22 protein-coding genes, 3 tRNA genes and 2 pseudogenes are annotated in these 20757 nt (G+C 63.4%); 16 read left to right on the forward strand and 11 right to left on the reverse strand.

All coding sequences use genetic code 11. The features are described 5' to 3' along the window. Positions 1–128 precede the first annotated feature (128 nt). Complete coding sequence (locus IEY28_RS15075) at positions 129–1238, reverse strand: DUF7544 domain-containing protein (RefSeq protein WP_188999500.1); 1110 nt, start codon at positions 1236–1238, stop codon at positions 129–131. 73 nt (positions 1239–1311) lie between these two features. Further along, on the reverse strand, positions 1312–1659 hold the full coding sequence (locus IEY28_RS15080) for a dihydroneopterin aldolase family protein (RefSeq protein ID WP_188999503.1): 348 nt from the start codon (positions 1657–1659) through the stop codon (positions 1312–1314). A gap of 75 nt (positions 1660–1734) precedes the next feature. Here IEY28_RS15080 and azf point away from each other — a divergent pair, with 75 nt between their 5' ends. Then, a complete protein-coding gene (gene azf, locus IEY28_RS15085; protein WP_188999506.1) occupies positions 1735–2508 on the forward strand; it encodes an NAD-dependent glucose-6-phosphate dehydrogenase Azf in 774 nt (257 codons plus the stop codon). A gap of 64 nt (positions 2509–2572) precedes the next feature. On the opposite strand, the gene IEY28_RS15090 is transcribed toward azf, so the two are convergent. Beyond that, positions 2573–3196 carry a DUF309 domain-containing protein gene (locus IEY28_RS15090; protein WP_188999509.1) on the reverse strand — a complete coding sequence of 208 codons (624 nt, stop codon included), beginning with the start codon at positions 3194–3196 and terminating at the stop codon, positions 2573–2575. Positions 3197–3418: 222 nt separating this feature from the next. After that, positions 3419–3491, reverse strand: a tRNA-Arg gene (locus tag IEY28_RS15095). A gap of 134 nt (positions 3492–3625) precedes the next feature. Between IEY28_RS15095 and IEY28_RS15100 the strand changes: the two genes are divergently transcribed. Then, entirely contained in the window at positions 3626–4108 is a 483-nt protein-coding gene (locus tag IEY28_RS15100) for a hypothetical protein (protein ID WP_188999512.1), read from the forward strand. Between the two features lie 113 nt (positions 4109–4221). Here IEY28_RS15100 and IEY28_RS15105 read toward each other — a convergent pair whose 3' ends face one another. Continuing rightward, positions 4222–5295, reverse strand: a complete 1074-nt coding sequence (locus IEY28_RS15105; protein ID WP_188999515.1) for a site-specific integrase — start codon at positions 5293–5295, stop codon at positions 4222–4224. 291 nt (positions 5296–5586) lie between these two features. Between IEY28_RS15105 and IEY28_RS15110 the strand changes: the two genes are divergently transcribed. From IEY28_RS15110 to IEY28_RS15120, 3 genes are read left to right on the forward strand one after another with little or no spacing between them, the layout of a single operon-like run. Next, a complete protein-coding gene (locus tag IEY28_RS15110) occupies positions 5587–7014 on the forward strand; it encodes a single-stranded DNA binding protein (RefSeq protein WP_188999518.1) in 1428 nt (475 codons plus the stop codon). Positions 7015–7069: 55 nt separating this feature from the next. Beyond that, the gene (locus IEY28_RS20835) at positions 7070–7507 is read left to right on the forward strand and encodes a histone family protein (protein WP_166968042.1); all 438 of its coding nucleotides are present in this window, start codon (positions 7070–7072) and stop codon (positions 7505–7507) included. Continuing rightward, entirely contained in the window at positions 7508–8512 is a 1005-nt protein-coding gene (locus IEY28_RS15120; protein ID WP_188999520.1) for a histone deacetylase family protein, read from the forward strand. Here IEY28_RS15120 and cca read toward each other — a convergent pair. Beyond that, entirely contained in the window at positions 8491–9894 is a 1404-nt protein-coding gene (gene cca / locus IEY28_RS15125; protein WP_188999523.1) for a CCA tRNA nucleotidyltransferase, read from the reverse strand. The two genes, IEY28_RS15120 and cca, sit on opposite strands and share 22 nt — an antisense overlap. A gap of 96 nt (positions 9895–9990) precedes the next feature. On the opposite strand from cca, the gene IEY28_RS15130 reads away from it, so the two are divergent. From IEY28_RS15130 to IEY28_RS15140, 3 genes are all read left to right on the forward strand, one after another. After that, positions 9991–10063 (forward strand) — tRNA-Asn (locus IEY28_RS15130). A 129-nt stretch (positions 10064–10192) separates the two neighbouring features. Beyond that, a tRNA-Ile gene (locus IEY28_RS15135) sits at positions 10193–10267 on the forward strand. Between the two features lie 406 nt (positions 10268–10673). Beyond that, the gene (locus IEY28_RS15140; RefSeq protein WP_188999526.1) at positions 10674–11618 is read left to right on the forward strand and encodes a hypothetical protein; all 945 of its coding nucleotides are present in this window, start codon (positions 10674–10676) and stop codon (positions 11616–11618) included. Between the two features lie 3 nt (positions 11619–11621). On the opposite strand, the gene IEY28_RS21020 is transcribed toward IEY28_RS15140, so the two are convergent. Continuing rightward, the gene (locus IEY28_RS21020; protein WP_396275537.1) at positions 11622–11753 is read right to left on the reverse strand and encodes a hypothetical protein; all 132 of its coding nucleotides are present in this window, start codon (positions 11751–11753) and stop codon (positions 11622–11624) included. Positions 11754–11892: 139 nt separating this feature from the next. On the opposite strand from IEY28_RS21020, the pseudogene IEY28_RS21025 reads away from it, so the two are divergent. Continuing rightward, positions 11893–12072, forward strand: a pseudogene (locus IEY28_RS21025) (SAVED domain-containing protein); the annotation flags it as partial. An 89-nt stretch (positions 12073–12161) separates the two neighbouring features. Here the strand turns inward: IEY28_RS21025 and IEY28_RS15155 are convergent. Continuing rightward, positions 12162–13165 (reverse strand): annotated as a pseudogene (locus IEY28_RS15155) (tyrosine-type recombinase/integrase). Positions 13166–13820: 655 nt separating this feature from the next. On the opposite strand from IEY28_RS15155, the gene IEY28_RS15160 reads away from it, so the two are divergent. Further along, positions 13821–14000, forward strand: a complete 180-nt coding sequence (locus IEY28_RS15160) for an HVO_0416 family zinc finger protein (protein ID WP_166968036.1) — start codon at positions 13821–13823, stop codon at positions 13998–14000. Between the two features lie 212 nt (positions 14001–14212). On the opposite strand, the gene IEY28_RS15165 is transcribed toward IEY28_RS15160, so the two are convergent. Continuing rightward, on the reverse strand, positions 14213–14710 hold the full coding sequence (locus IEY28_RS15165; RefSeq protein ID WP_188999529.1) for a PadR family transcriptional regulator: 498 nt from the start codon (positions 14708–14710) through the stop codon (positions 14213–14215). Positions 14711–14842: 132 nt separating this feature from the next. Here IEY28_RS15165 and IEY28_RS15170 point away from each other — a divergent pair, with 132 nt between their 5' ends. The 4 genes from IEY28_RS15170 (at position 14843) to IEY28_RS15185 (ending at position 18042) form a co-directional block, all read left to right on the forward strand. Beyond that, a complete protein-coding gene (locus IEY28_RS15170) occupies positions 14843–15193 on the forward strand; it encodes an ArsR/SmtB family transcription factor (protein WP_166968032.1) in 351 nt (116 codons plus the stop codon). Positions 15194–15219: 26 nt separating this feature from the next. After that, entirely contained in the window at positions 15220–15519 is a 300-nt protein-coding gene (locus IEY28_RS15175) for a DUF7521 family protein (RefSeq protein ID WP_166968030.1), read from the forward strand. A gap of 72 nt (positions 15520–15591) precedes the next feature. Continuing rightward, positions 15592–17433 (forward strand): UvrD-helicase domain-containing protein, encoded by a 1842-nt coding sequence (locus tag IEY28_RS15180; RefSeq protein WP_188999532.1) that lies wholly within the window; start codon positions 15592–15594, stop codon positions 17431–17433. A 144-nt stretch (positions 17434–17577) separates the two neighbouring features. Continuing rightward, positions 17578–18042: a hypothetical protein gene (locus IEY28_RS15185; protein ID WP_188999535.1), complete on the forward strand. Its 465-nt coding sequence runs from the start codon at positions 17578–17580 to the stop codon at positions 18040–18042. 10 nt (positions 18043–18052) lie between these two features. On the opposite strand, the gene IEY28_RS15190 is transcribed toward IEY28_RS15185, so the two are convergent. Then, the gene (locus IEY28_RS15190) at positions 18053–19168 is read right to left on the reverse strand and encodes an RNA ligase (protein WP_188999538.1); all 1116 of its coding nucleotides are present in this window, start codon (positions 19166–19168) and stop codon (positions 18053–18055) included. Positions 19169–19257: 89 nt separating this feature from the next. Here IEY28_RS15190 and IEY28_RS15195 point away from each other — a divergent pair, with 89 nt between their 5' ends. Continuing rightward, on the forward strand, positions 19258–19932 hold the full coding sequence (locus IEY28_RS15195; protein ID WP_188999542.1) for an RNA ligase partner protein: 675 nt from the start codon (positions 19258–19260) through the stop codon (positions 19930–19932). On the opposite strand, the gene IEY28_RS15200 is transcribed toward IEY28_RS15195, so the two are convergent. Beyond that, the gene (locus tag IEY28_RS15200; protein ID WP_188999544.1) at positions 19929–20177 is read right to left on the reverse strand and encodes a DUF7533 family protein; all 249 of its coding nucleotides are present in this window, start codon (positions 20175–20177) and stop codon (positions 19929–19931) included. The genes IEY28_RS15195 and IEY28_RS15200 overlap by 4 nt on opposite strands. Before the next feature lie 82 nt (positions 20178–20259). On the opposite strand from IEY28_RS15200, the gene IEY28_RS15205 reads away from it, so the two are divergent. Then, on the forward strand, positions 20260–20751 hold the full coding sequence (locus IEY28_RS15205; protein ID WP_188999548.1) for a metallophosphoesterase: 492 nt from the start codon (positions 20260–20262) through the stop codon (positions 20749–20751). Positions 20752–20757 lie beyond the last annotated feature (6 nt).

Here is a 20757-nt window from a genome sequence, read left to right on the forward strand (position 1 = left end):
CCGACAGACGCGAGCGGACGGGAGAACCGAAAACCGAAAGTCCTCATACTGGTGGCTGTAAGTTCGTAACGATATTCGCCACCCCGGGGTGGCGAAGTACTTCAGTTTGTTACAGCCACCAGTATCACTCAGCCTTCGACGTCGGCGCGGACGTCCGGAATCGGGTCCATGTCGGCGTCGATGTCGCCGAGCACCAACATCGCGTAGTAGCGCAGGAAAGAGACGAGCGGTACCTTGACCAACATGGCAACGACGAAAAGCGTCAGTACGAACAGGACGACGACGATGCCAGCGAGGATACCGGCGGCGAGTCCCTCGCCGAGCGCGAACCACAGGGCGACAGCGACGAGGCCGAACGGTATCGCCAGCAACCCGCCGCCGATGAGGAGAGCGAACCCGGAGACGATATTGACGCCGATGCCGAGGACGACCGAGAAAAAGAGGTAGGCGAGGTACTGCTTCGGTTGCTCGCGGAGCGATGAGAAGAGGCGTTGCCACCCGGTGATGATTCCGTGGTCGCCCTGTAGCATCAACGGGACGACGAACACGGTGGTGAAGCCGTTGATAGTCCCGGTGACGAGGGCGAACCCGAGGAACCCGACGATCAAGAGCGTCGACGACGCCGCTAGCAACTGCGGGCCGAGGTCGGCCATCTCGCCACCAGCAGCGACGAGGAAGAACAGCAGGAACAGACCGACCGAGGCGGCGCCAGCGAGGAGACCGAAGACGAACCGAAACGCGAGCAACTGGACGCCGTTGCCGACGTTGTCGCCGAAGTACCGTCGGACGTGGACCTCCTGTTCGGCGAGCGACTGGACGAAGACGAACTCCATGAAGTTGCTCAGTACGCCGACGACCAGTGCGAAGAGGACGATAGCGACGATAGCGACGATGACGAGTACGCCGAGGCCCGCCAGCGCCTCGGCACCGCCCGACGGGAGGTCCGGTCCGGGCTGAGTGACCTGTGAAACCGTCCCACCGACGAGCGACGGGAAGACGTCGAGCGTGCCCGTGAGTGCGAACTCGCTCTCGGTGCCAGACGGGCCAGTCGGCGACGCCCCCTGATCGAAGTTGTTGAAACTGTTCATGCTCCGGACCAGATTCAGGGCACCACCGCCACCGGCGACGAAGAAGGCGACGAACGCGAGTTTGAGCCACGTGCGCAGGTCGAACGGGAACAGGAACGCCTGCGTGGCGTCGATAGCGTCGTCGATGTTGTCTATCGCGTGGAGGGACATCACCGGACCTGCACGACCAGCGTGGGTAAAATTTTCGGAGGGAAAGCGTGACGGCACCGACCGAACGGCAGCGTCACTCGCTGACCGAATCGACCTGCATCAGCGGGTAGCCGTCCTCCATCGCCATGCTCGTCTCGACGACACAGCCCTCGTAGTCGATGACCATCGAGACGTCGAGGAACCGCCCGGTCAGTTCCGTGTAGTCGGCGCCGGCCGCCGCGATGGCTTCGCGAAGCGGAGCCTCGCGGACCTCGACGGTGACCGACTCGCAGTGTGGTTGGTTCTCGATGGCCTCTTCGATCGCCGCCGCCAGCGAATCGGCGCTATCGGGGCTCACGGGCGTGCCGGCGAACTGGTGATACAGCGAGCCGAACTTGATGCCGGCCTCGAAACAGGCGACCTGCGGCGTTGTCGGGTCCATACCCATTGGTCGGTCTACCGGCACATAACGGAACCGCAAGCTACCTATTGTGCGCTGTCTATCCCTCGTATACGAATGGACGACCCGGTTCTACTCACAGGCGCGGGCGGCGCGGTCGGGGAGGCCATCCTCGAAGGCATCGGGGACGCCTACGAGTGGAAACTCATGTTCCACAGTCCGCCGGCCGAGGAGCCATCCCACGAGTTCCTCGTCGGCGACGTCGCCGACGACGAGGACGTCGCGGCCGCCGTCGACGGCGTCGGGGCCATCATCCACCTCGCCGGCGACCCCCGCCCCGAAGCCCCGTGGGATTCGGTCTTAGCGAACAACATCGACGGCACCCAGAAGATGTACGAGGCCGCCGTCGACGAGGGCGTCGAGAAGTTCGTCTACGCCTCCTCGAACCACGCCGTCGGCGCGTTCGAGACCGACCGCCGCACCCCCGAGATGTACCGCGAGGAGGCCGACTTCCTGCTCGACGGGACGGAGTTCCCCCGCCCGGGCAACCTCTACGGCGTCTCGAAGGCCACCGGCGAGATACTCGGCCGCTACTACCACGACGAATACGGCATCGACGTGTGTAACATCCGCATCGGCAACCTGACCCGAGGCCACCCGCCCATCGACTACGAGCGCGGACAGGCGATGTGGCTCTCCTACCCCGACTGCGCCCACATCCACGAGTGCGCGCTCGAAGCGGACTACGACTTCGAAATCGTCTACGGCATCTCCGACAACGACCGGAAGTACTACTCCCTCGAACGCGCCAAAGAGGCGCTGGGCTACACCCCGCGGGACAACTCCGCTCACTTCGAAGGGGACGAGCGGGTCGTCGAACCGGACGTCTGAGCGGCGTTATTGCTGGTTCTGTGATCGACCGGGTCCAGCCGTGTGGCGACGGCAATCGACCTGCTCACCCCGATCGCTCGTCGAACAGTCCCCGCACGTCGTCGTCTTTCTGCCGTTCGCGTTCGACGTGGTCGCGCAGGCGGTGGTACACCACCGGCCGATGCTCGCCCTCTCTGACGAACGAGAACAGGAGGCCGACGAACCGCCCTTCTCCTCTGTCGTCCAGTTCGTCCCGGGCGTAGTCGACGGCGTCGGCGACGACGCCGTCGTCGTACCCCTCGGCCTCGGCCAGCACACCGGCGGCGACGGCCGTCGCCTCGAAGTCCAGCGCCTCGTAGTCCAGCGTCTCGCCGTGGTGGCGAAGCGCGGGCGGGTGGTCCCAGTCGACTGCCTCGATGTCCTCGGCCGCACGCGCGAGGAACGGCCGCACGTCGTCGAGGTTCACGCCGCGGTAGTCCGCGGGCAGGCCTGCGAGGTACTCGCCGGCGCTCTCCGCGAGGCCCTGTGCGCCCGACCAGTTCTCGGTCCGGCCGTGGTGGACGACGGCGGTGAACTGAATGAGGCCGTGGAGGAACCGCTCGTCGCGCCCCGCGTCCAGTTCGAGCCAGTAGTCCTCCCACGCGTCGTGGGCGGCGTGGAACCGACCGGCGTCGTAGACGGCGATGCCGGCCCGGAGATGAGCGTCCATGCGCGGTGATATGCGACGGGTCGGGAAAAACGGCGTGACGACACTGTCGCTCGCCGGTCGTGAACGAAGTGAACGTCCGGACGGAGATTTGAACAGGTGACAGACGGTCGCTCGCTTCACTCGCGCTGTGACTGTCGTGTTCAAATCTCCGCAGTCCGCATAACCGCTCACGGGTGCGAGCGACAGGGCCGTCGCTCGCAGAGTTGGTTCGCGGAAAGGTAACGTCCGGACGGAGATTTGAACTCCGGTCCCTGGCTCCGCAAGCCAAGAGGATAGTCCACTACCCTATCCGGACTCATCTTGACGGAGGGTGGTCGGTATGAAAAGGGTGACGGTTCGACGGCCCCGCGCGACGGGAGAGCACACCACGGTCAAAGCCGGGTTTGAACCACCACAAGGACCTTCCTGTTACCGGGTAGTTGTCCGGGTATGCACCGCAGAGCCCTCCTTCGGCGACTCGGCGCGGCCGGTGCGGTTGCGCTGGCCGGCTGTGCGTCCAGTGGCGACCCCGGAACCGGCGACGGCGGCGGAACAGACAACGGGACCGGAGACGAAGACCCGCGCGTGACCGGGACCGAGTTCACCGTCACCCGACGCGAGTCTGGCACGCAGGTGAGCGAGGCCAGCGTCACCTTCGGGACGGACGCGGTGACCGTCGACGGGACCATCTGGGGCGCCAACGGCTGTAAGACCGCCGCGCTGGCGGGGGCAGACTACGACGCCGCGGCCGACGAACTGACCGTCGCCGTCGAGACGGGTGCCCGCGACGACGCCGGCGACGCGTGTACGCAGGCCATCGTCGAAATCGACTACGAGGCGATGGTGCAGTTCGAGGGCGGCCTGCCCGGTCGCGTCGTCGTCACCCACGACCACGGCGACGGCCCGACCGAGGTGACGACGGCCGAGCGATGAGAGAGCCCGTGTCGGGCGGAGGTTTATATCGGGTGCCGAAGCCACTCCGGAATATGCCAGCCACGACGACGGAATCGACGGACGCAACCGACGCAGTCGCGTAATCGACCCTCCTATTCAGTGTCGGCCAATTGCTCAAGTACTTCAGCGGCAAGGTCGGGGTTGTCGTCCAACGCTTGTTTCAGGGCGTCAACTGCTTCACTTTCTTCCTCGTCGTCTGCTTCTCGTTGACCCTCATAGAACATGTCTTCCATATTGTCGCTCACCTCTCTTGCATCAGGAGTGAACATAATCCCACATCGGGGACAAGCCTTCGCGGCGTCGGGGAGTGGTTCATCACACGTAGGGCAAAAGTCGGGGGACAACGGACTCTCGTTATCTGGTTCACGGATTCCCGTCGCTTCTTGTGCGGCACGAACGTGGTCGTCGTCTTTGAGATGTGAGTAGACTTCTTCCATAACTCGGGACTCAAGCCGATGACCGATGAGTCCTTTAATCGTTGAGTCGTCCATTCCATACTGTCGCTTAGCAATTGTGACGAAGGAGTGGCGGAAGTTATGGGGATTAGACGGCTTGTCGACACCCGCGTCGTCTGCTATTCTGTCGAGAATCCGACGTATGGATTTCTGTGTCAACGGTTCACTTCCATCCGCATCTGCTCGATAGTCAGGACGCTGTGTGATGAGATAGGCGTCTGATTCGGGGTTTGGATGATCATCAAGCCATTCACGGACTCCCGCTTCTGCACCGAGCAATGGTCTTTTTCCATCTGCACCTTTCAGTCCACCAGCGTCTTTGTTGAGATAGAAAGTGCCGTCGTCCAAATCGACATCCTTGATGCGGAGTGTTTGGACAGCACGTAACCGCTGTCCCGTGTAGACGAGTAGATCGAACAAACAGCGGTCCCGTGGGTGGTCGATACTGTCCCGCATTGCGTCTATCTCGTCACCTGTGTAGACATCCCGTTCATCCACGTTGTTCTTTTCAGGAGCAATGACAGACAGCTCATCGGGTTCTACGGCAAGTTGGTCGTGATACTCGAAGAACACCCTAACTGTCGACTGCTGTCCCGTGACAGTATTAGGAGACAGTCCATCGTCTTTCACATCAGGGTGTTCGCCACTCAGTATGTCGTCCCAAAATTGATCGACGTCGTCTGCAGTCGCGTCGGTGAGGTCGACGTCCATCCGTTCCGCAACTAACCGTAATCGGTTGCACCACGCTTTCAACGTCGTCCCACTCCGATGTGATTCTCCATCGGGAAGTGGTGTAGATGGTCGGTCCTCGTCATATGCGTTGACTATTTGGGCTATGACGCCAAACTCATTTTCAGAAATGCGTCCTTCATCACGAGCAGTCTCAAGACTCGCCCGAGCCTGTCGTAACAGGTTTTGGGGCGAGTCGCGGTCGGGTAGGTCAGTCATGGGTTCGTGTATCGGCCAATCGTATTTAGAATTGACCGACATGGAGTTGTAGCAATGGGTGCGATAGAGGACATTTACGCGGACTTAGAGACGGACGTCTCCGAGGAGGAGTTCCGCGAGGCCGTCAAGGAGAAGGTCGAACAGATGGGCGGCCTCGCGGACGAGGAGACGGCCGCGATGTTGCTGGCCCACGAACTCAACGAAGGCGAAGTCGAGACCATCGCGGACGTCGAACCGGGGATGGACGAGGTGAAGTTCCTCGCGAAGGTGATGGCAGTCGGCGACCTGAAGACGTTCGAACGCGACGGCGAGGACGAGGACGGCCGAGTCATCAACGTCGAAGCCGCAGACGAGACGGCCAGTATCCGCCTCGCCTTCTGGGACGGACAGGCCGTCGACATCGACGAGGGCGCACTCGACGTGGGCGACGTTCTCCGGGTCAAAGGTCGCCCCAAAGAGGGGTACAACGGCCTCGAAGTCTCCGTCGACAAGGCCGAACCCGACGAGGACGCCACCATCGACGTCGAACCCGGTGACGGATCCAGCGTCGAGTCGCTGACGATGGGCCAGTCCGACGTGAGCCTGCGTGGCCTCGTGCTGGACACCGACAGCATCCGCACCTTCGACCGCGACGACGGCAGCGAAGGACGCGTCTCGAACCTCACGCTGGGCGACGAGACCGGCCGCGTCCGCGTGACGATGTGGGACGACCGGGCCGACCGCGCCGAGGAACTGGCCCCCGGCACTGCCGTCGAAGTCGTCGACGGCTACGTCCGTGAACGTGACGGGGCGCTCGAACTGCACGTCGGCGACGAGGGCGCCATCGACGAGATAGACGAGGCGGTCGACTTCGAACCCGACGCCGACCCCATCGAGCGCGTCGAAATCGGCGACACCGTCGACATCGCCGGCGTCGTCCGCTCGACGGACCCGGTCCGCACGTTCGACCGCGACGACGGCAGCGAGGGACAGGTCCGGAACGTCCGGGTTCAAGACGCCACCGGCGACATCCGGGTGGCCCTGTGGGGCGATAAGGCCGACAAGGACATCGCGCCGGGCGACGAGATACTGGTCGCCGACGTAGAGATCCAGGACGGCTGGCAGGACGACAAGGAAGCCTCCGCCAACTGGGCCTCGACGGTCGTGGTCTTAGACGACGGGACGAACGTCGGGAGCGCACCCGCCCAGTCCGGGGACGACGAACACGCCGGCCTCGCTTCGTTCGCCGGCGACGGCGACAGCGGGGGCGCGTCGAGTGGGGCCGGCAGCAGTGCCAGCGGTACCGATGACAGCGGGGGGGTACAGGCCGCCGAACAGGTCGAGTTCACCGGCACCGTCGTCCAGACCGGCGACCCGGTCGTCTTAGACGACGGCGAGGAGACGATGAGCGTCGAGACGAACGAACGCGTCCAACTGGGACAGGAGATCACGGTACGCGGAGTCATGGACGACGGTCGTCTCGACGCCGACGACGTGTTCTGAGCGGGGGAGCGCCGCTACGGAAACCCTTAAGGCCGCAACACTCTCGCTTGTGGGTATGAGCGTCGAGCTACCGTTCGCGCCGGTGGACGCCGTCATCCGACGGAACGCGGACGGGTTGCGGGTCAGTGCCGACGCGGCAGAGGAACTGGCTCGTCGGATTCAGAAACGAGGAGCGTCGCTTGCGGTCGCCGCCGCAGAGGAGGCGACTGCTGACGGCCGGAAGACGCTGATGCCCGCTGACTTCGGGGTGAACCACGTTCCGGACAAGGACAGTCTGGAACTCCCGGTTGCCCCGGTCGACCGCATCGCGCGCCTCGACATCGCCGACGACTACCGCGTCGCGATGGACGCACGCGTCGCCCTCGCGAACATCCTCGAAGCGTTCGCCGACGACGTGGCCGCCGCCGCGGCGACGCTGGCCCGTCACGCAGACCGCCGTACAGTCAAGGCGGCAGACATCGAGACCTACTTCGAACTCGGCCAGTACTACTGAATGAACTTCGGCTACCGCGAGGTCTGTCTAGACCACGACACCGGCCCGCGCCATCCCGAGAGTCCCGACCGACTCCGGGCGGTCAGACGCGCACTCAAGGAACGCCACGGCGTCGAGTACGTCGCCGCCGGCGACGTCGACCTGGAGTTGGTCCACGGCGTCCACGACCCCGACTACATAGCGGAGTTCCGCGAGTTCTGCGACGACGGCGGGGGGAACTGGGACGCCGACACCGTCGCCGTCGAGGCGACGTGGGACGCCGCGGTAGCCTCCGCGGGACTCGCGGTCTGGGCCGCCGAGACGGCGATGGACGGCGTCTCGGCCCGCGACACCCCCTTCGCGCTCGGCCGGCCGCCGGGCCACCACGCCGTCTACGACGACGCGATGGGCTTTTGTTTCATCAACAACGCCGCCGTCGCCGCACAGGCCGCCCTCGAACGCGACGCCGACCGCGTCGCCATCTTCGATTGGGACGTCCACCACGGCAACGGCACGCAGGACATCTTCTACGACCGTGGCGACGTGTTCTACGCCTCCATTCACGAGGACGGCCTCTACCCCGGGACCGGGGCCATCGACGAGACCGGTGAGGACGACGGTGCCGATACCAATCTCAACGTCAAGTACCAGCCCGGCGCGGACACCGCCGACTACCTCGCGGCCATCGACGAGGCCATCGCGCCGGCCATCGCCGACTACGACCACCTGCTCGTCGTCTCCGCCGGCTTCGACGCCCACGAGCACGACCCCATCTCACGGATGCGCGTGACGACGGAGGGGTACGGCGCTATGACACAGCGGATGCGAACGCTCGCCGAGGACTGTAACGCCGGCCTGAGCTTCGTCCTCGAAGGCGGCTACGGCCTCGATACGCTCTCCGACTCGGTGACGACTGTCCACGAGGTGTTCGACGGCTACCGGCCGATGGAACCCGACGACGACGTGAGCGAGGACGCCCGCGACGTCCTCGACGAGGTCGCCGCTCAGGGCTTCGGGTCGAAGTAGTCGGCCAGTTCCACGCCGAAAGCGTCGGCTAGTTCGGTAATCTCCTCGCCGACCAGCACGTCGTAGCCCGCGTCGAGCGCCGACTCGACGTGCGGCCCGAGTCGCACGTCCAACAGCGCGTCGCTGTGGAGGAATTCCGCCGCCGTCGTCACCGCCCGCGGTCGCTCTACCACGTAGCGCTCGCCGTCGACGAATGGGCCGGCCACCTCGGGGTCGTCTTCGTACGCCTCGTAGAACCCCGTCGCGTGCTCGCGGACGTGGACCGGCGGCCCGTCGTGGCGCTCGATAGCCGGGCGTTCGGCGACGGCGAGTTCCGCCAGCAGGACGGCGTCACCGGTCGCGTCCGACGGCATGTCCGTGCTTGCCTCGGCGTCCACACCGTCCGCGGCGAAGGCCGCCGAGCGAAGCACGTCGAACCCCCGCCGGTCGAGTTCGTCCGTGAGGCCGCCGAGTGACTTCCGTAGCTGTGGCCAGAGTTGGTCCTCGACCACGTCGGGCGCGTCGAACCGAAGGGCTACCGGCGTCGTCCCGCGGCGTTCGATGGCTACAGCCACTGTGTCGGCGTCGTACGGGTCGGGCTCGCTGGCCTCGAACAGGCCGATTCGGGGGTTCGCGAGGAGGTCCCGCGCGTAGTGCTGGAACCGCGCCACGTTCGTCGCCGAACAGACCGCGGCGACGTTGCGCTCGGGGTCCGTCGGGTCGACGACGACGAGCGGGTCGTCGAACGAGACGGTGCCGTGGTCCTCCGGATCGAACGTGACCGGCGGGTGCCAGTCCGCGGCCGCCTCGACGAACTCGCGGAAGCCGCCGTACTCCAGCACCAGCAGTTCGGTCAGATAGCCCGAGAATCCACGGGTACGGAGGTCGCTCCCGTAGACGCCGATGCCCTTCAGGAACTGCTTGGTGATCCGTACGTCCCCGGCGAGGGCGTCGTCCAGTCGCGAGTCGAGGTACCGGGTGTGGAACGGCGTCCGGTCGACGGCGGACTGGATGGCCGTGGCGTCCTCGACGGCGTAACACGGGACGAGGTCGACGTCGTAGCCGTCACACTCGCCGACGACGTAGGGGTGTTCGGCGTACTCCTCCCGGCCCTCGGGGAGGACGGCGTGGCCCACTTCCAGTCCGTACTCCTCCAGCGTCTCCCGTGGCAGGTCCGGCGGGAACGCGACGAACACGTCGACGTCGCGGTCCCCGGCGGTCCACGTCCCTCTGGCCGTCGATCCGACCTGTATCACCTCGGCCGAGACGGGGAGGTCGGCGATAGTGTCTCTCGCCCGCTCCATCACCGTCTCGGCGGCCTGCTGTAACCGCTCGCGCTCCTCGGCGTCGGGCGAGACCCGCTCGTGGACCCGCTCGACGACGGCGTCGAACTCGTCGCTCATGCCCACCGGTACTCACAGAGTGCGTGAAAGCGTGTCGATGGCGTTCGGAAACGAAAGCCCTATTTAACAACTCCGTCAATCGATGCATGCGAACAAGCCGCCGTAGCTCAGTTGGTAGAGCACCTGGTTGTTACCCAGGTTGTCCCAGGTTCGAGCCCTGGCGGTGGCGTCCCCTTCTTCAGTGTTACCAGGTGAAACGCGTCGCAAGCCACGCGTGTCGCGCCGACGTCGACGAGCCACGAACCGACCGACACGGACCCGACAGGCTAAAGACGCGGAACCGAGAAACGACCCACGAGGGCCCTTAGCTTAGTCTGGTTAAAGCGATCGGCTCATAACCGATTGAGCGCTGGTTCAAATCCGGCAGGGCCCATCCAGAGTCTGCATGGTTTTGAGCCAATGATTTTTGGACATAGCGGGCCTGGATCGGCTAATTTCCAATATCACTGAGAATCGGTTGGTTATTATCGGCCAGGAACTTAGTGTACCAAAAGATGTCAGATCCCCCCTCACGCCGTAAATTCCTGGGTAGCGTTGGAGCCATTACTACAACTGTAGTCGCTGGTTGCAACAATTTTCAACCGCCTGCGGGGGACCCAAACAGCGAACTGACAGAGGGCCAGAATAAATCTTCAATAGCATCTACCGAAGCATCTTCTCAAACGGAATCCGACACGTCGACGGAGACGGGGACACCGACAGAGACGGAAACACCGGACGGTAACGCACCGACTCATCTCGTTCGGACGAAGGATCTGTCTGACCGCGAGGGGAGTCAATTGACAGGTGTCTTCTCGGATGTCGTCGTGACTGATGGTGGGATTCTGTGTGCCGGCTCTTTAGACGAGGCTCTCTGGCTCGTCGCGTTCGATACCGATCTAGACGTCGAATGGTCTCGAATCTTCTCGGACTGGGTGGCCGGTCGGGGTGGAGTCACCGTGAACGTGGCGTCGGATGGAGGATATCTCTTTGGCGGCATTCCACAGGCCGACACCTCTGATGTCGGCGTCGTCAAAACGGATTCTCGGGGGGAACTCGAATGGAAACGTGGATTCGACGCACCAACGCAAGGTGCCCACAACGTATGGTTTCTGGAGCTTGCCGATGGGAACCACTTGTGCGCGTGGACTATCCAACACCCCGAAGGCGCCGAAACGTACATCAGAGCGTTCGAAGGCTCCGGGGGTCCGGTGCAGTGGAAGAAAGACTACGAATCCCTCTCAACCAAATCTGTCCGACGGACACACGACGGCAGCTGGTTCCTCTACGGGTCCGAAATCAGGGGTGGATACGTAATGCAGCAGTTCGGACCTGACGGAGCGAAGGAATGGCGAGTGAATCCCGAAACGTTCAGCCGTGCTTTACCGACGCCGGCGGGGTACGTGTTGTGGGGTACGCGGAAAAACGAAGTTCGTGTGCGCGCTCTCGACCATAATCGGCAAGAGCAGTGGACGAGGACGTACGAGGAGCCAGGTATAGAACTCGACGTTCTGGAACCAAACGGCAGTAGTGGGTATCTTCTTGCCAGCGAAGGTGACGAAGGAATCTGGATAACTGCTATCGGACCAGATGGTGGGGTACAGTCGAGCACCAAATACGGTATAGCTCCTGACCGCGAAATCGAACCGGTTGGCCTCGCGAGTGAGGACGGCCACTACGTCGCAATCGGTGAGTACGGCGACCGCGACGACGGGTGGGTGATGTCGGTAGTAAACGCGACCTGAGTGTCAGTCGGGCGTCTCGATGGCGTTGTCGTCGGCCTCCATCCGCTCGGGTGCGGCGGCGTCGGGCTCTTCTTCGTCGACCACGTCCTCGTCGCTCTCCTCGTCAGCTTCCAGTTCCTCGGCGGCCTCGGCCATCGCTTCGGCCGTCTCGTCGGGTCGATGACCTCGTCGGTGTGCATCATCATCTCGCCGCGGGCATGGATGGTCCCGCCGACGGTGGTGTTCTCGTGGAGTTCGACGGCGACTCAAGCGACAACTATGTTTCAGCAGGGGACTCCGAGATTCCCTAAACGAACTCTCCAACACATCAACAATACATCTGTTCATGGCAGGGCCAGTCGGCCTCGCGTTCCTGTTCGGCCAACAGACAAATTCGTTACCCATGATCCAAACCCCCGTTCTGGATACGACTGACAGGGCCAAAAACTATCGGCCTGCAATTAAATTGCAGTAGCTAACCCTCTTAGGTGAGTCGAGGTTCCAATTCTGCGGAAACAGATTATTTTCCGTATCCCCCCTTGAATATACTTCCAAAACAACAGTTTACGGTAGGTATTGACGTCGCTGTCGGAGCTTCTCCTTTGCCGACCGCTGATCATAGTGGCGTTCCAGCACGTCCATCCCAACATCCATCCGATCACTTACGACCTTTTCCGGCGTGTCCTGCTGGAGGTGGTACGTTATCGCGCCGCGTCGGAACGGATGAGGACTAAGTGCCGACGGACAAGCGTAGGCCCGCTCGGTCGGCCTAGCCTCGCAAGTCTCTTCGACGCGGTCATGAGGACACTCGTTCGCGTATACGCAGGGGGGGTGTACTGGTACGCGATCGAGCGCGCACGATTCTTGCTAAGTCTGTCACGTCGTGTGGCGAACAGCGGCGATCGCCCGTGATTGTCGATGAGGCCTGGATGGTTCACTGTGAGCCAATCGTCCAGAATACGACAGACTCGCTCAGACAGAGCCACGAAGCGCTCGCTGTTCCCCTTATTCTTCAACGTTGTTCCAGTGTCCGGCCTATGAACCAGGTTCAGACACTGTTCGTCGGGATCATAGTCCTCAACGTCAAGGCCGGTGGCGGCGCCGATCCGCAGGCCGGTGTGCCAGAGGACTGAAAGCAGTGCGTGTTCCAGGGTGGCGTATCGGTACCGGTCTAAGTGTTCGAGGATCTCCTGTGCGCGGTCGGCGCTGACGAGCTCGTCGCGGGCATCCTCCGCCGTCGTCCGCGGAAGGATGATCTTTTCGTCTAGTCCGGGCTCGACGCCGTCTATACTCACGCAAAAGCGAAGGAAGATCCGCAAGGTCGCGAGTTGGCCTTTCATCGTCGCCCTCGCGAGATCATCTTCGTTACGCCGATCGACGCGAAAGCGGTGGATGTCGCGACCAGAGAGTTCGTTTAGGTTCTCGATTCCGTCCAGTTCACACCAGTCGACGAACTGCGTGAGGCGGTAGCCGTGAGACTGTATCGTTGCATCGGCGAGCTCATTCCGCCGATCGTCGAGGTACATCTGCTTGGCCGTTGCCGGGTCGAGTGGGTCAAGATCTGACATGGTCAATTGGCGAAGGCAGAAACGGTCCCGATCAAATCGCCTGCGTTAGCTCTGCACCTTGCTACAAACGGTTGGCTGACAGCCCGGTACATTCTGGATACTCCCCGGCAGGGCCCATCCAGAGTTCGCAGGGTTTTGAGCCGACACAGCTTCTACAAGCGAGGCCAGAACGTCATCGGCCGAATCGATTTGGTGTGTCGTCGTTATCACGAACTCGTTACGGCGTCGCGACTGAAATCACCGCTAAGAGAGTCAAGTCGTTCGCGACGGTCGAAGGCGTCGAAGATTCGGAGTGGGATGTCGTACGACACGACGATTGCAGCGACTATCGAGGGGTATCGGGTGGCAGTCGCCAGCGAGGAGTCGGAGACCGCCGAGCGACGAGAGACGGCAAACGAACCCGGGTGTCGCGTTCGACGAGTACGGCACTGCGTCGGTGTGCGAGCGACGAACTGCCTGTGGCCGGTCGGTGTCAGCGATCTACAATCGCCAGGACCGCGGGACACTGCTGTTCTCGACGTCGAGTCGGTCGTCGGCGGCGGAAATCGAGGGGCCGCAGTTCGATACGACAGAGTGGGCTACACATATCGTGTTGTGCGGCAACGTTTCTCAATATCGGTAGCTCTAAATACTGATGTGCTATACCATAGCATGTATGGCGACCGCACCGAGTGGAGACGACATGTTCGACGAATTCCTCTCCCAGCGAGGCCACGACGTCGAGGAGACGGGCTGGGAGGAAAACTACAACAAGAAGCAGTGTCCGGACTGTGGCGGCCTTCACGAGTCGGCCGCGAGCGAGTGCTCGGTGTGTGGCTGGACACCAGTAAACTGAGGGCGGTTCCGCGGCGGTTCGTTTTTTCGCGTTCGTGACGACAGAGCGGATGCGCTGTCGGTGGTGAGTCAGGCAGCAAGAGAGCGAGAAATGGCCACCGGCCGACGGGGGTCAGTCGTCGACCAGCGGCGTTCGTCGCCCGAGCGTCGAGGACGGCCGACGGGGGTCAGTCGTCAGCCTCGTCGACGCCAAAGAGGGGTAGACGAGAGCGATTACAGCGCGTCCAGCGACGCGTGCAGGAACATCCCGATCAGGAGATGCCTGTACGCCGCGGCCTCGATTTGCGATTCCGCTGCGGCGGTGTCGTTTATCGAGTACTGCTTGGTCTGTACGAGCTCGTGTACCGTGAGCGTGTCATCGGCTTCGAGGTCGTGCAGACGCGGGTACACGGTGCCCGGACTCAACTGCGCGTCGAACAGACGTGACAGTTCCTCCATGAGACCGGTCCCGTGCGTCTCGTCGTCGGACAACGCTATCAGCGCGAGCAGAATCTCGTCCAGGCTCTGGGTCACCATGCCGTCGTCGACGGCGAGGTCTCCATCAGTAACGTCGTCGATGACCGAAGTCAACAGCGACTCCGGGATGGCGTCACGACTGGCGGTGTCGTTCGCTCGTGGGTCACCCGATCCTCCGAGGGGGGTCAGTCGCTCGTCTGGTCGGTCACCCATCGTCTTGCCCGTCGCCACGCGACGGAGGTTGTCTCCGGACATCGTTTTACCTGAACGCGATCCGCATCAGTGCGTAGTGCCTCTGTGGCCATATAAACCCATCAGCGTTTTCCGATTCTGAAACAACCCCCGGTCTCGAAAACGCTTATATGACCGGATGAGAACTCATTCATAGTGGCAGAGGACAAGAGCATCGAGGAGGTTCTGGACACAATCGGTGACCAGCACGCACGACGGGTGTTGGCCGCTATCAGCCGCGAACCGCATTCGGCCAAGGAACTCGCCGAAGAGTGCGACCTCTCGTTGCCGACGGTGTACCGCCGCATCGAACTGTTAGACGAGTACGACCTCGTCACGGACCACACGCTGGTCGCCGAGGACGGGAACCACTACAAGGTGTACGAGTCCAACTTCGAGTCGACGGTCATCTCACTGGAAGACGAAGAGTACAAGGTGCGCATCTACCGCGAGGAGAACCTCCCCGACCGATTCAGCCAGTTGTGGGACGAACTGAACCCCGAGTGACGACATGAACGGACGGAACTGAAACGATGGCCGACGGCGTCGCAATCGCGCGTGGAGCGCTCGTGTTGATGCGGATGGTCGTGTTCGGCCTGACGCTCGGTATCACGCTCATCAGTTTTCAGGCCTACCGGAAGCGACCGTCCGAGCGCCTGCAGTACGCGTTCGTCGGGTTCGCGTTCATCAGCATGGGCGTCGCCATCTCCAGTGTCATCACCCAGTTGAGCGCCGGCGAGGTGGGGGCACTCCTGCGGGTGTTCTTCCAGATGGCCGAGACCATCCCCTTCATCATCGGGTTCGCGATGCTGTACGTCTCGCTGTATCGGTAGTGCTTCGGGTCGACGACTCCCCGTTTCTCTAAAGCACGTCGTTTATTGGTGCGGGGAACTAGTATAGGTGCAATGACCGATTCGACCACCGAGGTTGTCCGCCTGTTCGGTGGGCCCGGTAGCGGGAAGACGACGGCACTGCTGGACCGCGTCGAGGAACTGCTGGAAGACGACGACGTGGACTTTCGTGACGTGCTGGTGGTCTCGTACACCCGGGCCGCGGCCGCAGAGATACGGGAGCGTCTCGCCGAGCGACTCGACCTGACGCCGCGGGCGCTACGCGGAAACGTCTGTACGATGCACGCGAAGGCGTACGAACTGCTGAACCTCTCGCGGGGCGACGTCGTCGGCGAGGACGACAAGGAAGACTTCTGCGAGCAGTTCGGTATCGAGTACGAGGACGAGTACGAGGGGTCGCGGCGGCGCTCGGCCCGGTCGACGACACTCGGCAACAAGATTATCGCCACGAGTCAGTGGCTCCAGCGGACCCGCCGCGACGTGGCCGACTGGTACGACGTCCCCTTCAAGTGGGACGACGAGGAGGTCCGCCTCCCGCCCGAAATCGACGACAACGCCCAGACCGGGAACAAGTACACGCCGACGTGGCCCACCGACGACGACCGGGTGGACGTCCCCAGCGCCATCCGTGGCTGGCGGACGTTCAAGGGCGACAACGACCTCACCGGCTTCGCCGACATGCTCGAACGGGTCGCCCAGCGCTCCCTGCTCCCGAACGTCGACTACCTCATCATCGACGAGTTCCAGGACATCACGACCCTGCAGTACGACGTCTACGAGGAGTGGAAGCCCCACATGAAGCGGGTACTCATCGCCGGCGACGACGACCAGGTCGTCTACGCGTGGCAGGGCGCGGACCCGGACCTCCTGCTCGAAGAGGACGTCACGCAGGACGAGATTCTACCGAACTCCTATCGCCTCCCCTCGCGCATCCTCAACGTCGTCAACCGCGAGGTGCGCCACATCGAGAAGCGCCAGGAGAAGGACCTGAATCCGCGCAAAGAGGGCGGTCGCGTCGAGGCCGTCCAGAACCCATCGATGTACGACCTCGCACGCAACGTCACCGGTACCGTCGATCAGTCCGACGAGACGGTGATGGTACTCTTTCGGGCGCGCTACCAGATGTTCCAGTTCATCGACGAGTTCATCGGCGACGGGATCCCCTTCTCGTGTCTGACCGACCAGCGGATGTGGACCGACCGCCTCAGCCAGTACGTCAGCGCCGTCGAGGCCGTCGAGAACGAGGAGACGCTCTCGGTGCTTGAGGCCCGTCGATTGGCCGACATGCTCGTCGACTCCGCCTTCGGCACCGGGGAGCGCGATGACTTCTTCGACGCCCTCGAAGACATCGAGGAGGACAGCGACTCCGAGGACATCGCCGAGATCGAAATCGACCACACGGTCGTCACCGACCACGTCCCGTTCGTCCCCGACGCCGCCTCGGCGGGCGACATGCTCCGGAAGGTTACGAACTTCCAGGAGCGTACCGTCAACGCCTACTTCAATGGCGAGTACCGCGGGATGGACCCCGACCGCGTGCGTCTGGGCACCATCCACTCCGCGAAGGGTCGTGAGGCCGACCACGTGTTCGTCGCGACGGACCTGACCGAGAAAGTGGTCGAGCAGATGGCCGCGACAGTCGACCAGAAGGGCATCGAAGTGCCCGGCGTCGAGGAGTTCACCAAGCACACGAGTCCGGTGCCGACGCTGACCGACAACGAACGGCGCGTGTTCTACGTCGGGATGTCCCGGGCCCGCGAACGACTGGTCCTGATGGAGAACCTCGTCGACGGCGCACCGACCCTCCCCATCGACGTCCTTCTGGAGAACGAACCGAGCGAGCGCTCCATCGACGAACTGCTGGACGAGGCCGGCGAGGCCATCGTCGCGGACTGACAGAGACAGGAGATTTCCCACAGTACCGGACGCGCCGGACCGTCGCAGTCGGTCATTGTGGTACGCCCGTCGAACGTGTTCGTCCACCGTACCAGAATCCGTTTCCCGTCACTCTCGGTACCGGACGACTGCATGACGAACCCTATGCCCGACCGACGAACCGTCCTCAGAGCGACTGCCGGTCTCGCCGCTGCGACCGCCGGACTCACAGCGGCGACCGGCGGTGCGCTGGCGCACTTCCCACGCGAACTCGACGTCGAGGTGAAACCCGACTCCGAGGAGAGTCCGATCAACCCCGAGAGCAACGGCGTCACCGCTGTCGTCGTCTACCAGACCGAGGAGTTCGACCCGACGATCGAGGACGTTCGCTACCGTTTCGGTGCGCCCGAGGCGGTCGCAGACGGCGACGGTGCGACGCCCGTCCGGTCTCACACCGACGACGTGAACGAGGACGGGTCGATGGACCTCGTGTTACAGTTCCGAACGGCCGAGGCTGGGTTCGACGACGATAGCGAGACGGCAGAACTCCGCTGGGACCGCGACGCGGGCCGCGAACACGGACTTTCTGGACGCGACACGATACGGACCGTCGGCGACTGCCGGCGGTAACGCGCCCGAGTCACTCGTCAATCGTCCCGCCCGAGAGGTAGTACGCCGTCTTGTCGCGGGTCGACCGCGCGACCTTCGTGAACGTGACCACGCGCTCGCCGTCCTCGGTCCGGTCGCGTTCGACGGCCAGTTCCAGTCCCTTATCGCGAAAGTACGACAGCAGCGCCTCGACTACCTCGGGGTCGGCTCTGACGGTGTGGGTCTCCCCGACCGGGTCGTCGGCGTCGACGGCCCGCACCGTCTCGACGGCCGGTAACAGGATTGCTTCGCCGAGTTTCCGGGCCCGCTCGCGGACTCGGTCCGGCGGGTCATCGAACTCGACGGCCTGAAACGCCTCCCGGATCACGCGGGTGAAGATGAAGTCTCGGCCGTAGTCGAACGGGAGCGCGAAGGCGTGTTCGAGGTCGGCGCGGTGGATGGCGCTGGTGGTGTACTTCAGCGCGCGCCGGCCGTCGGTGGACTTGAGGACGACGCCCTCCCGGCCGCGGGCGTCGAGGTCGCGGATGGTTTCTTTCGCCGTCGAGACGGCCGCCGCGGGCGTGAACGTCCCGTAGTGGCGAACCGGGTCGAGGTCGTAGTCGACGCAGCACTCTCGCCGGCGGGCGACGGGCATCGGGTCGCTCGTCTCCCGGTGGCGAATGCCGAAGACGTAGAAGGCCGCCTCGTCGACTTCCGGGTAGTCGTGTTCGGTGTAGGGGTTCTCCGGGCCGACGAGTTCGCCACACAGCATGTACTCCGGGTAGTCCTCGAAGAAGCCGTCGGCGTCGAGCGTCGTCGCTACCTTGCGGGTCGTGTACGGACAGACGAACCCGCTCCGGGTGAACGCCAGCAAGTCCCCGTCGACGCGGGCGACCCGGACGTTGTAACCGTTGAGTTTCTCCTCGACGGCGACCGGTCCGTCGAACACCTCGTGGACGGCCGGTTCGAGGACGAGCGCTCGCGGCATCGAGGGGTACCCCCTGACGACGACGTCGTCGAGGATGGCGGTCCCGCGTTCGACGCCGTGGCGCGCATCAGAGAGGTATCGGTACTCGTTCCCCTGAAACCACGCCCGGTCGAAGTGCTCCAGCAGGTCTTCGTGGTCGGTGTCGCCGAGGTCGAACACCGACGACCAGTCCCGGACCATGCATGGGAGTTGTTCACACAACGACTAAACCTATCGGGCGAGGCGACCCTCGACAGCAGACATTAGTGTACAGGCGCCGTAGCGCCGCTATGGCCGACCGTCCGCTCAAGCAGCGGTTCGTACTGGACACCTCGCTGTTTCTCACCACGGAGATACGGGGACCGGACCAGGACGTCGAGGCGGCGTGTCGGGACCTGCTGGAACTCGTCGCGGCGGCGAAACAGATTCACAACATCTCCTGTTACATGCCGCCCTCCATCAAGGCGGAGTTGACGGGGATGCTGGAGAACCGCGACGTCAGCGGCGACGTACTGACGAAACTCGATACGTGGGTCATCACGAAGTCGCCGGCCCACCACGAAGTGATGATTCCGGCGGACCTCGTCTATAAGTTCATCGACGAGATGTCCGACCGGGTCGACCGTGGCCTGCGCGTCTCCGAGAAAGCCGTCCGGAAAGCCGAAGAGTCCCGCGCCGAGACGGTCGAGGAACACGACCACATGACGGAGGTGGACAAGGTCATCTCCGACCTCCGGGACGAGTACCGCGACACGCTCCGGCAGGGTGTGCTCGACTCCCGCGAGGACTTCGACCTCCTGATGCTTGCGAAAGAACTGGACGCGGGCGTCGTCACGGAGGACCAAGGCATCATCAACTGGGCGGAGGACTTCGGGCTACGATACCTCAAGGGCCGGAGTTTCCCCTCGCTGCTGACCGAATATCTCGCCGCAGACGACCCCGACCGCTGGCGGTCGGAGCGCTAGTCCTCCTCGGTCGGGTCCTCGGTCTTGACGACGGCACCGACCGTCTTCTCGGCGACCATGCCCGGGAGGTCCGTCGGCGTCGTGAGGTACTGCTCTATGACGACCATCCCGACGGCGATGCCGAGGTAGACGACGCCGGCGACCATCTCGCCCCGGACGAGGTGCTCGACGCCGAACAGGCCGACCGGAATCGCCAGCACGACGATGGCCATCAGTCCCAGCGTGTCGAGGATACCCTGTGCCATTGACTGGGGTTCGCTCCTGCGGGACAAAAGCCTCGCGGGACGAGAGGATACGTTCTTGTGGCCGCCCGCAGAACGGCCGGCCATGCAGGTCGGCATCGTCTCCGATACGCACGACAACACCGGACTGGTCGAGGCGGCCGTCGAGACGTTCACCGAAGCGGGCGTCGAGACGGTGATTCACTGCGGCGACTTCGTCGCGCCGTTCTCGGCGACGCCGTTCGACGGCGACTGGACGTTCTACGCCGTCCGCGGGAACAACGACGGCGAGTGGGCACTCGAATCGACCGTCGACGGCTTCGGCACCTACCTCGGGGAGATGGGCGAACTGACGCTCGACGGCGCGGAGTTCGCGGTGTATCACGGCACCAGCGGAGCCATCGTCGACGCCCTCGTCGAGTGTGGGACCTACGACTACGTCTGTCACGGCCACACGCACGAGGCCGGATCAGAGGAGTACGAGGGGACGGTACGAATCAACCCCGGCGGCATCGCCATCCCGCCGGCACCGGAGCCGTTCTCGGTGGCGACGTTGGATACGGCGAGTGGCGACCTGACGTTCCACGAACTGGGCTGACCGGCG

It is taken from the genome of Haloarcula pellucida, assembly GCF_014647235.1.
In the GTDB taxonomy this organism is placed as follows: domain Archaea; phylum Halobacteriota; class Halobacteria; order Halobacteriales; family Haloarculaceae; genus Haloarcula; species Haloarcula pellucida.

What these genes read in the sequence shown, in the direction of transcription:
- IEY28_RS15075 (WP_188999500.1), bottom strand. Translation starts at nt 1,238, where the DNA reads ATGTCCCTCCACGCGATAGACAACATCGACGACGCTATCGACGCCACG.
- IEY28_RS15080 (WP_188999503.1), bottom strand. Translation starts at nt 1,659, where the DNA reads ATGGACCCGACAACGCCGCAGGTCGCCTGTTTCGAGGCCGGCATCAAG.
- azf (WP_188999506.1), top strand. Translation starts at nt 1,735, where the DNA reads ATGGACGACCCGGTTCTACTCACAGGCGCGGGCGGCGCGGTCGGGGAG.
- IEY28_RS15090 (WP_188999509.1), bottom strand. Translation starts at nt 3,196, where the DNA reads ATGGACGCTCATCTCCGGGCCGGCATCGCCGTCTACGACGCCGGTCGG.
- IEY28_RS15100 (WP_188999512.1), top strand. Translation starts at nt 3,626, where the DNA reads ATGCACCGCAGAGCCCTCCTTCGGCGACTCGGCGCGGCCGGTGCGGTT.
- IEY28_RS15105 (WP_188999515.1), bottom strand. Translation starts at nt 5,295, where the DNA reads ATGGACGTCGACCTCACCGACGCGACTGCAGACGACGTCGATCAATTT.
- IEY28_RS15110 (WP_188999518.1), top strand. Translation starts at nt 5,587, where the DNA reads ATGGGTGCGATAGAGGACATTTACGCGGACTTAGAGACGGACGTCTCC.
- IEY28_RS20835 (WP_166968042.1), top strand. Translation starts at nt 7,070, where the DNA reads ATGAGCGTCGAGCTACCGTTCGCGCCGGTGGACGCCGTCATCCGACGG.
- IEY28_RS15120 (WP_188999520.1), top strand. Translation starts at nt 7,508, where the DNA reads ATGAACTTCGGCTACCGCGAGGTCTGTCTAGACCACGACACCGGCCCG.
- cca (WP_188999523.1), bottom strand. Translation starts at nt 9,894, where the DNA reads ATGAGCGACGAGTTCGACGCCGTCGTCGAGCGGGTCCACGAGCGGGTC.
- IEY28_RS21020 (WP_396275537.1), bottom strand. Translation starts at nt 11,753, where the DNA reads ATGGCCGAGGCCGCCGAGGAACTGGAAGCTGACGAGGAGAGCGACGAG.
- IEY28_RS15160 (WP_166968036.1), top strand. Translation starts at nt 13,821, where the DNA reads ATGGCGACCGCACCGAGTGGAGACGACATGTTCGACGAATTCCTCTCC.
- IEY28_RS15165 (WP_188999529.1), bottom strand. Translation starts at nt 14,710, where the DNA reads ATGTCCGGAGACAACCTCCGTCGCGTGGCGACGGGCAAGACGATGGGT.
- IEY28_RS15175 (WP_166968030.1), top strand. Translation starts at nt 15,220, where the DNA reads ATGGCCGACGGCGTCGCAATCGCGCGTGGAGCGCTCGTGTTGATGCGG.
- IEY28_RS15180 (WP_188999532.1), top strand. Translation starts at nt 15,592, where the DNA reads ATGACCGATTCGACCACCGAGGTTGTCCGCCTGTTCGGTGGGCCCGGT.
- IEY28_RS15185 (WP_188999535.1), top strand. Translation starts at nt 17,578, where the DNA reads ATGCCCGACCGACGAACCGTCCTCAGAGCGACTGCCGGTCTCGCCGCT.
- IEY28_RS15190 (WP_188999538.1), bottom strand. Translation starts at nt 19,168, where the DNA reads ATGGTCCGGGACTGGTCGTCGGTGTTCGACCTCGGCGACACCGACCAC.
- IEY28_RS15195 (WP_188999542.1), top strand. Translation starts at nt 19,258, where the DNA reads ATGGCCGACCGTCCGCTCAAGCAGCGGTTCGTACTGGACACCTCGCTG.
- IEY28_RS15200 (WP_188999544.1), bottom strand. Translation starts at nt 20,177, where the DNA reads ATGGCACAGGGTATCCTCGACACGCTGGGACTGATGGCCATCGTCGTG.
- IEY28_RS15205 (WP_188999548.1), top strand. Translation starts at nt 20,260, where the DNA reads ATGCAGGTCGGCATCGTCTCCGATACGCACGACAACACCGGACTGGTC.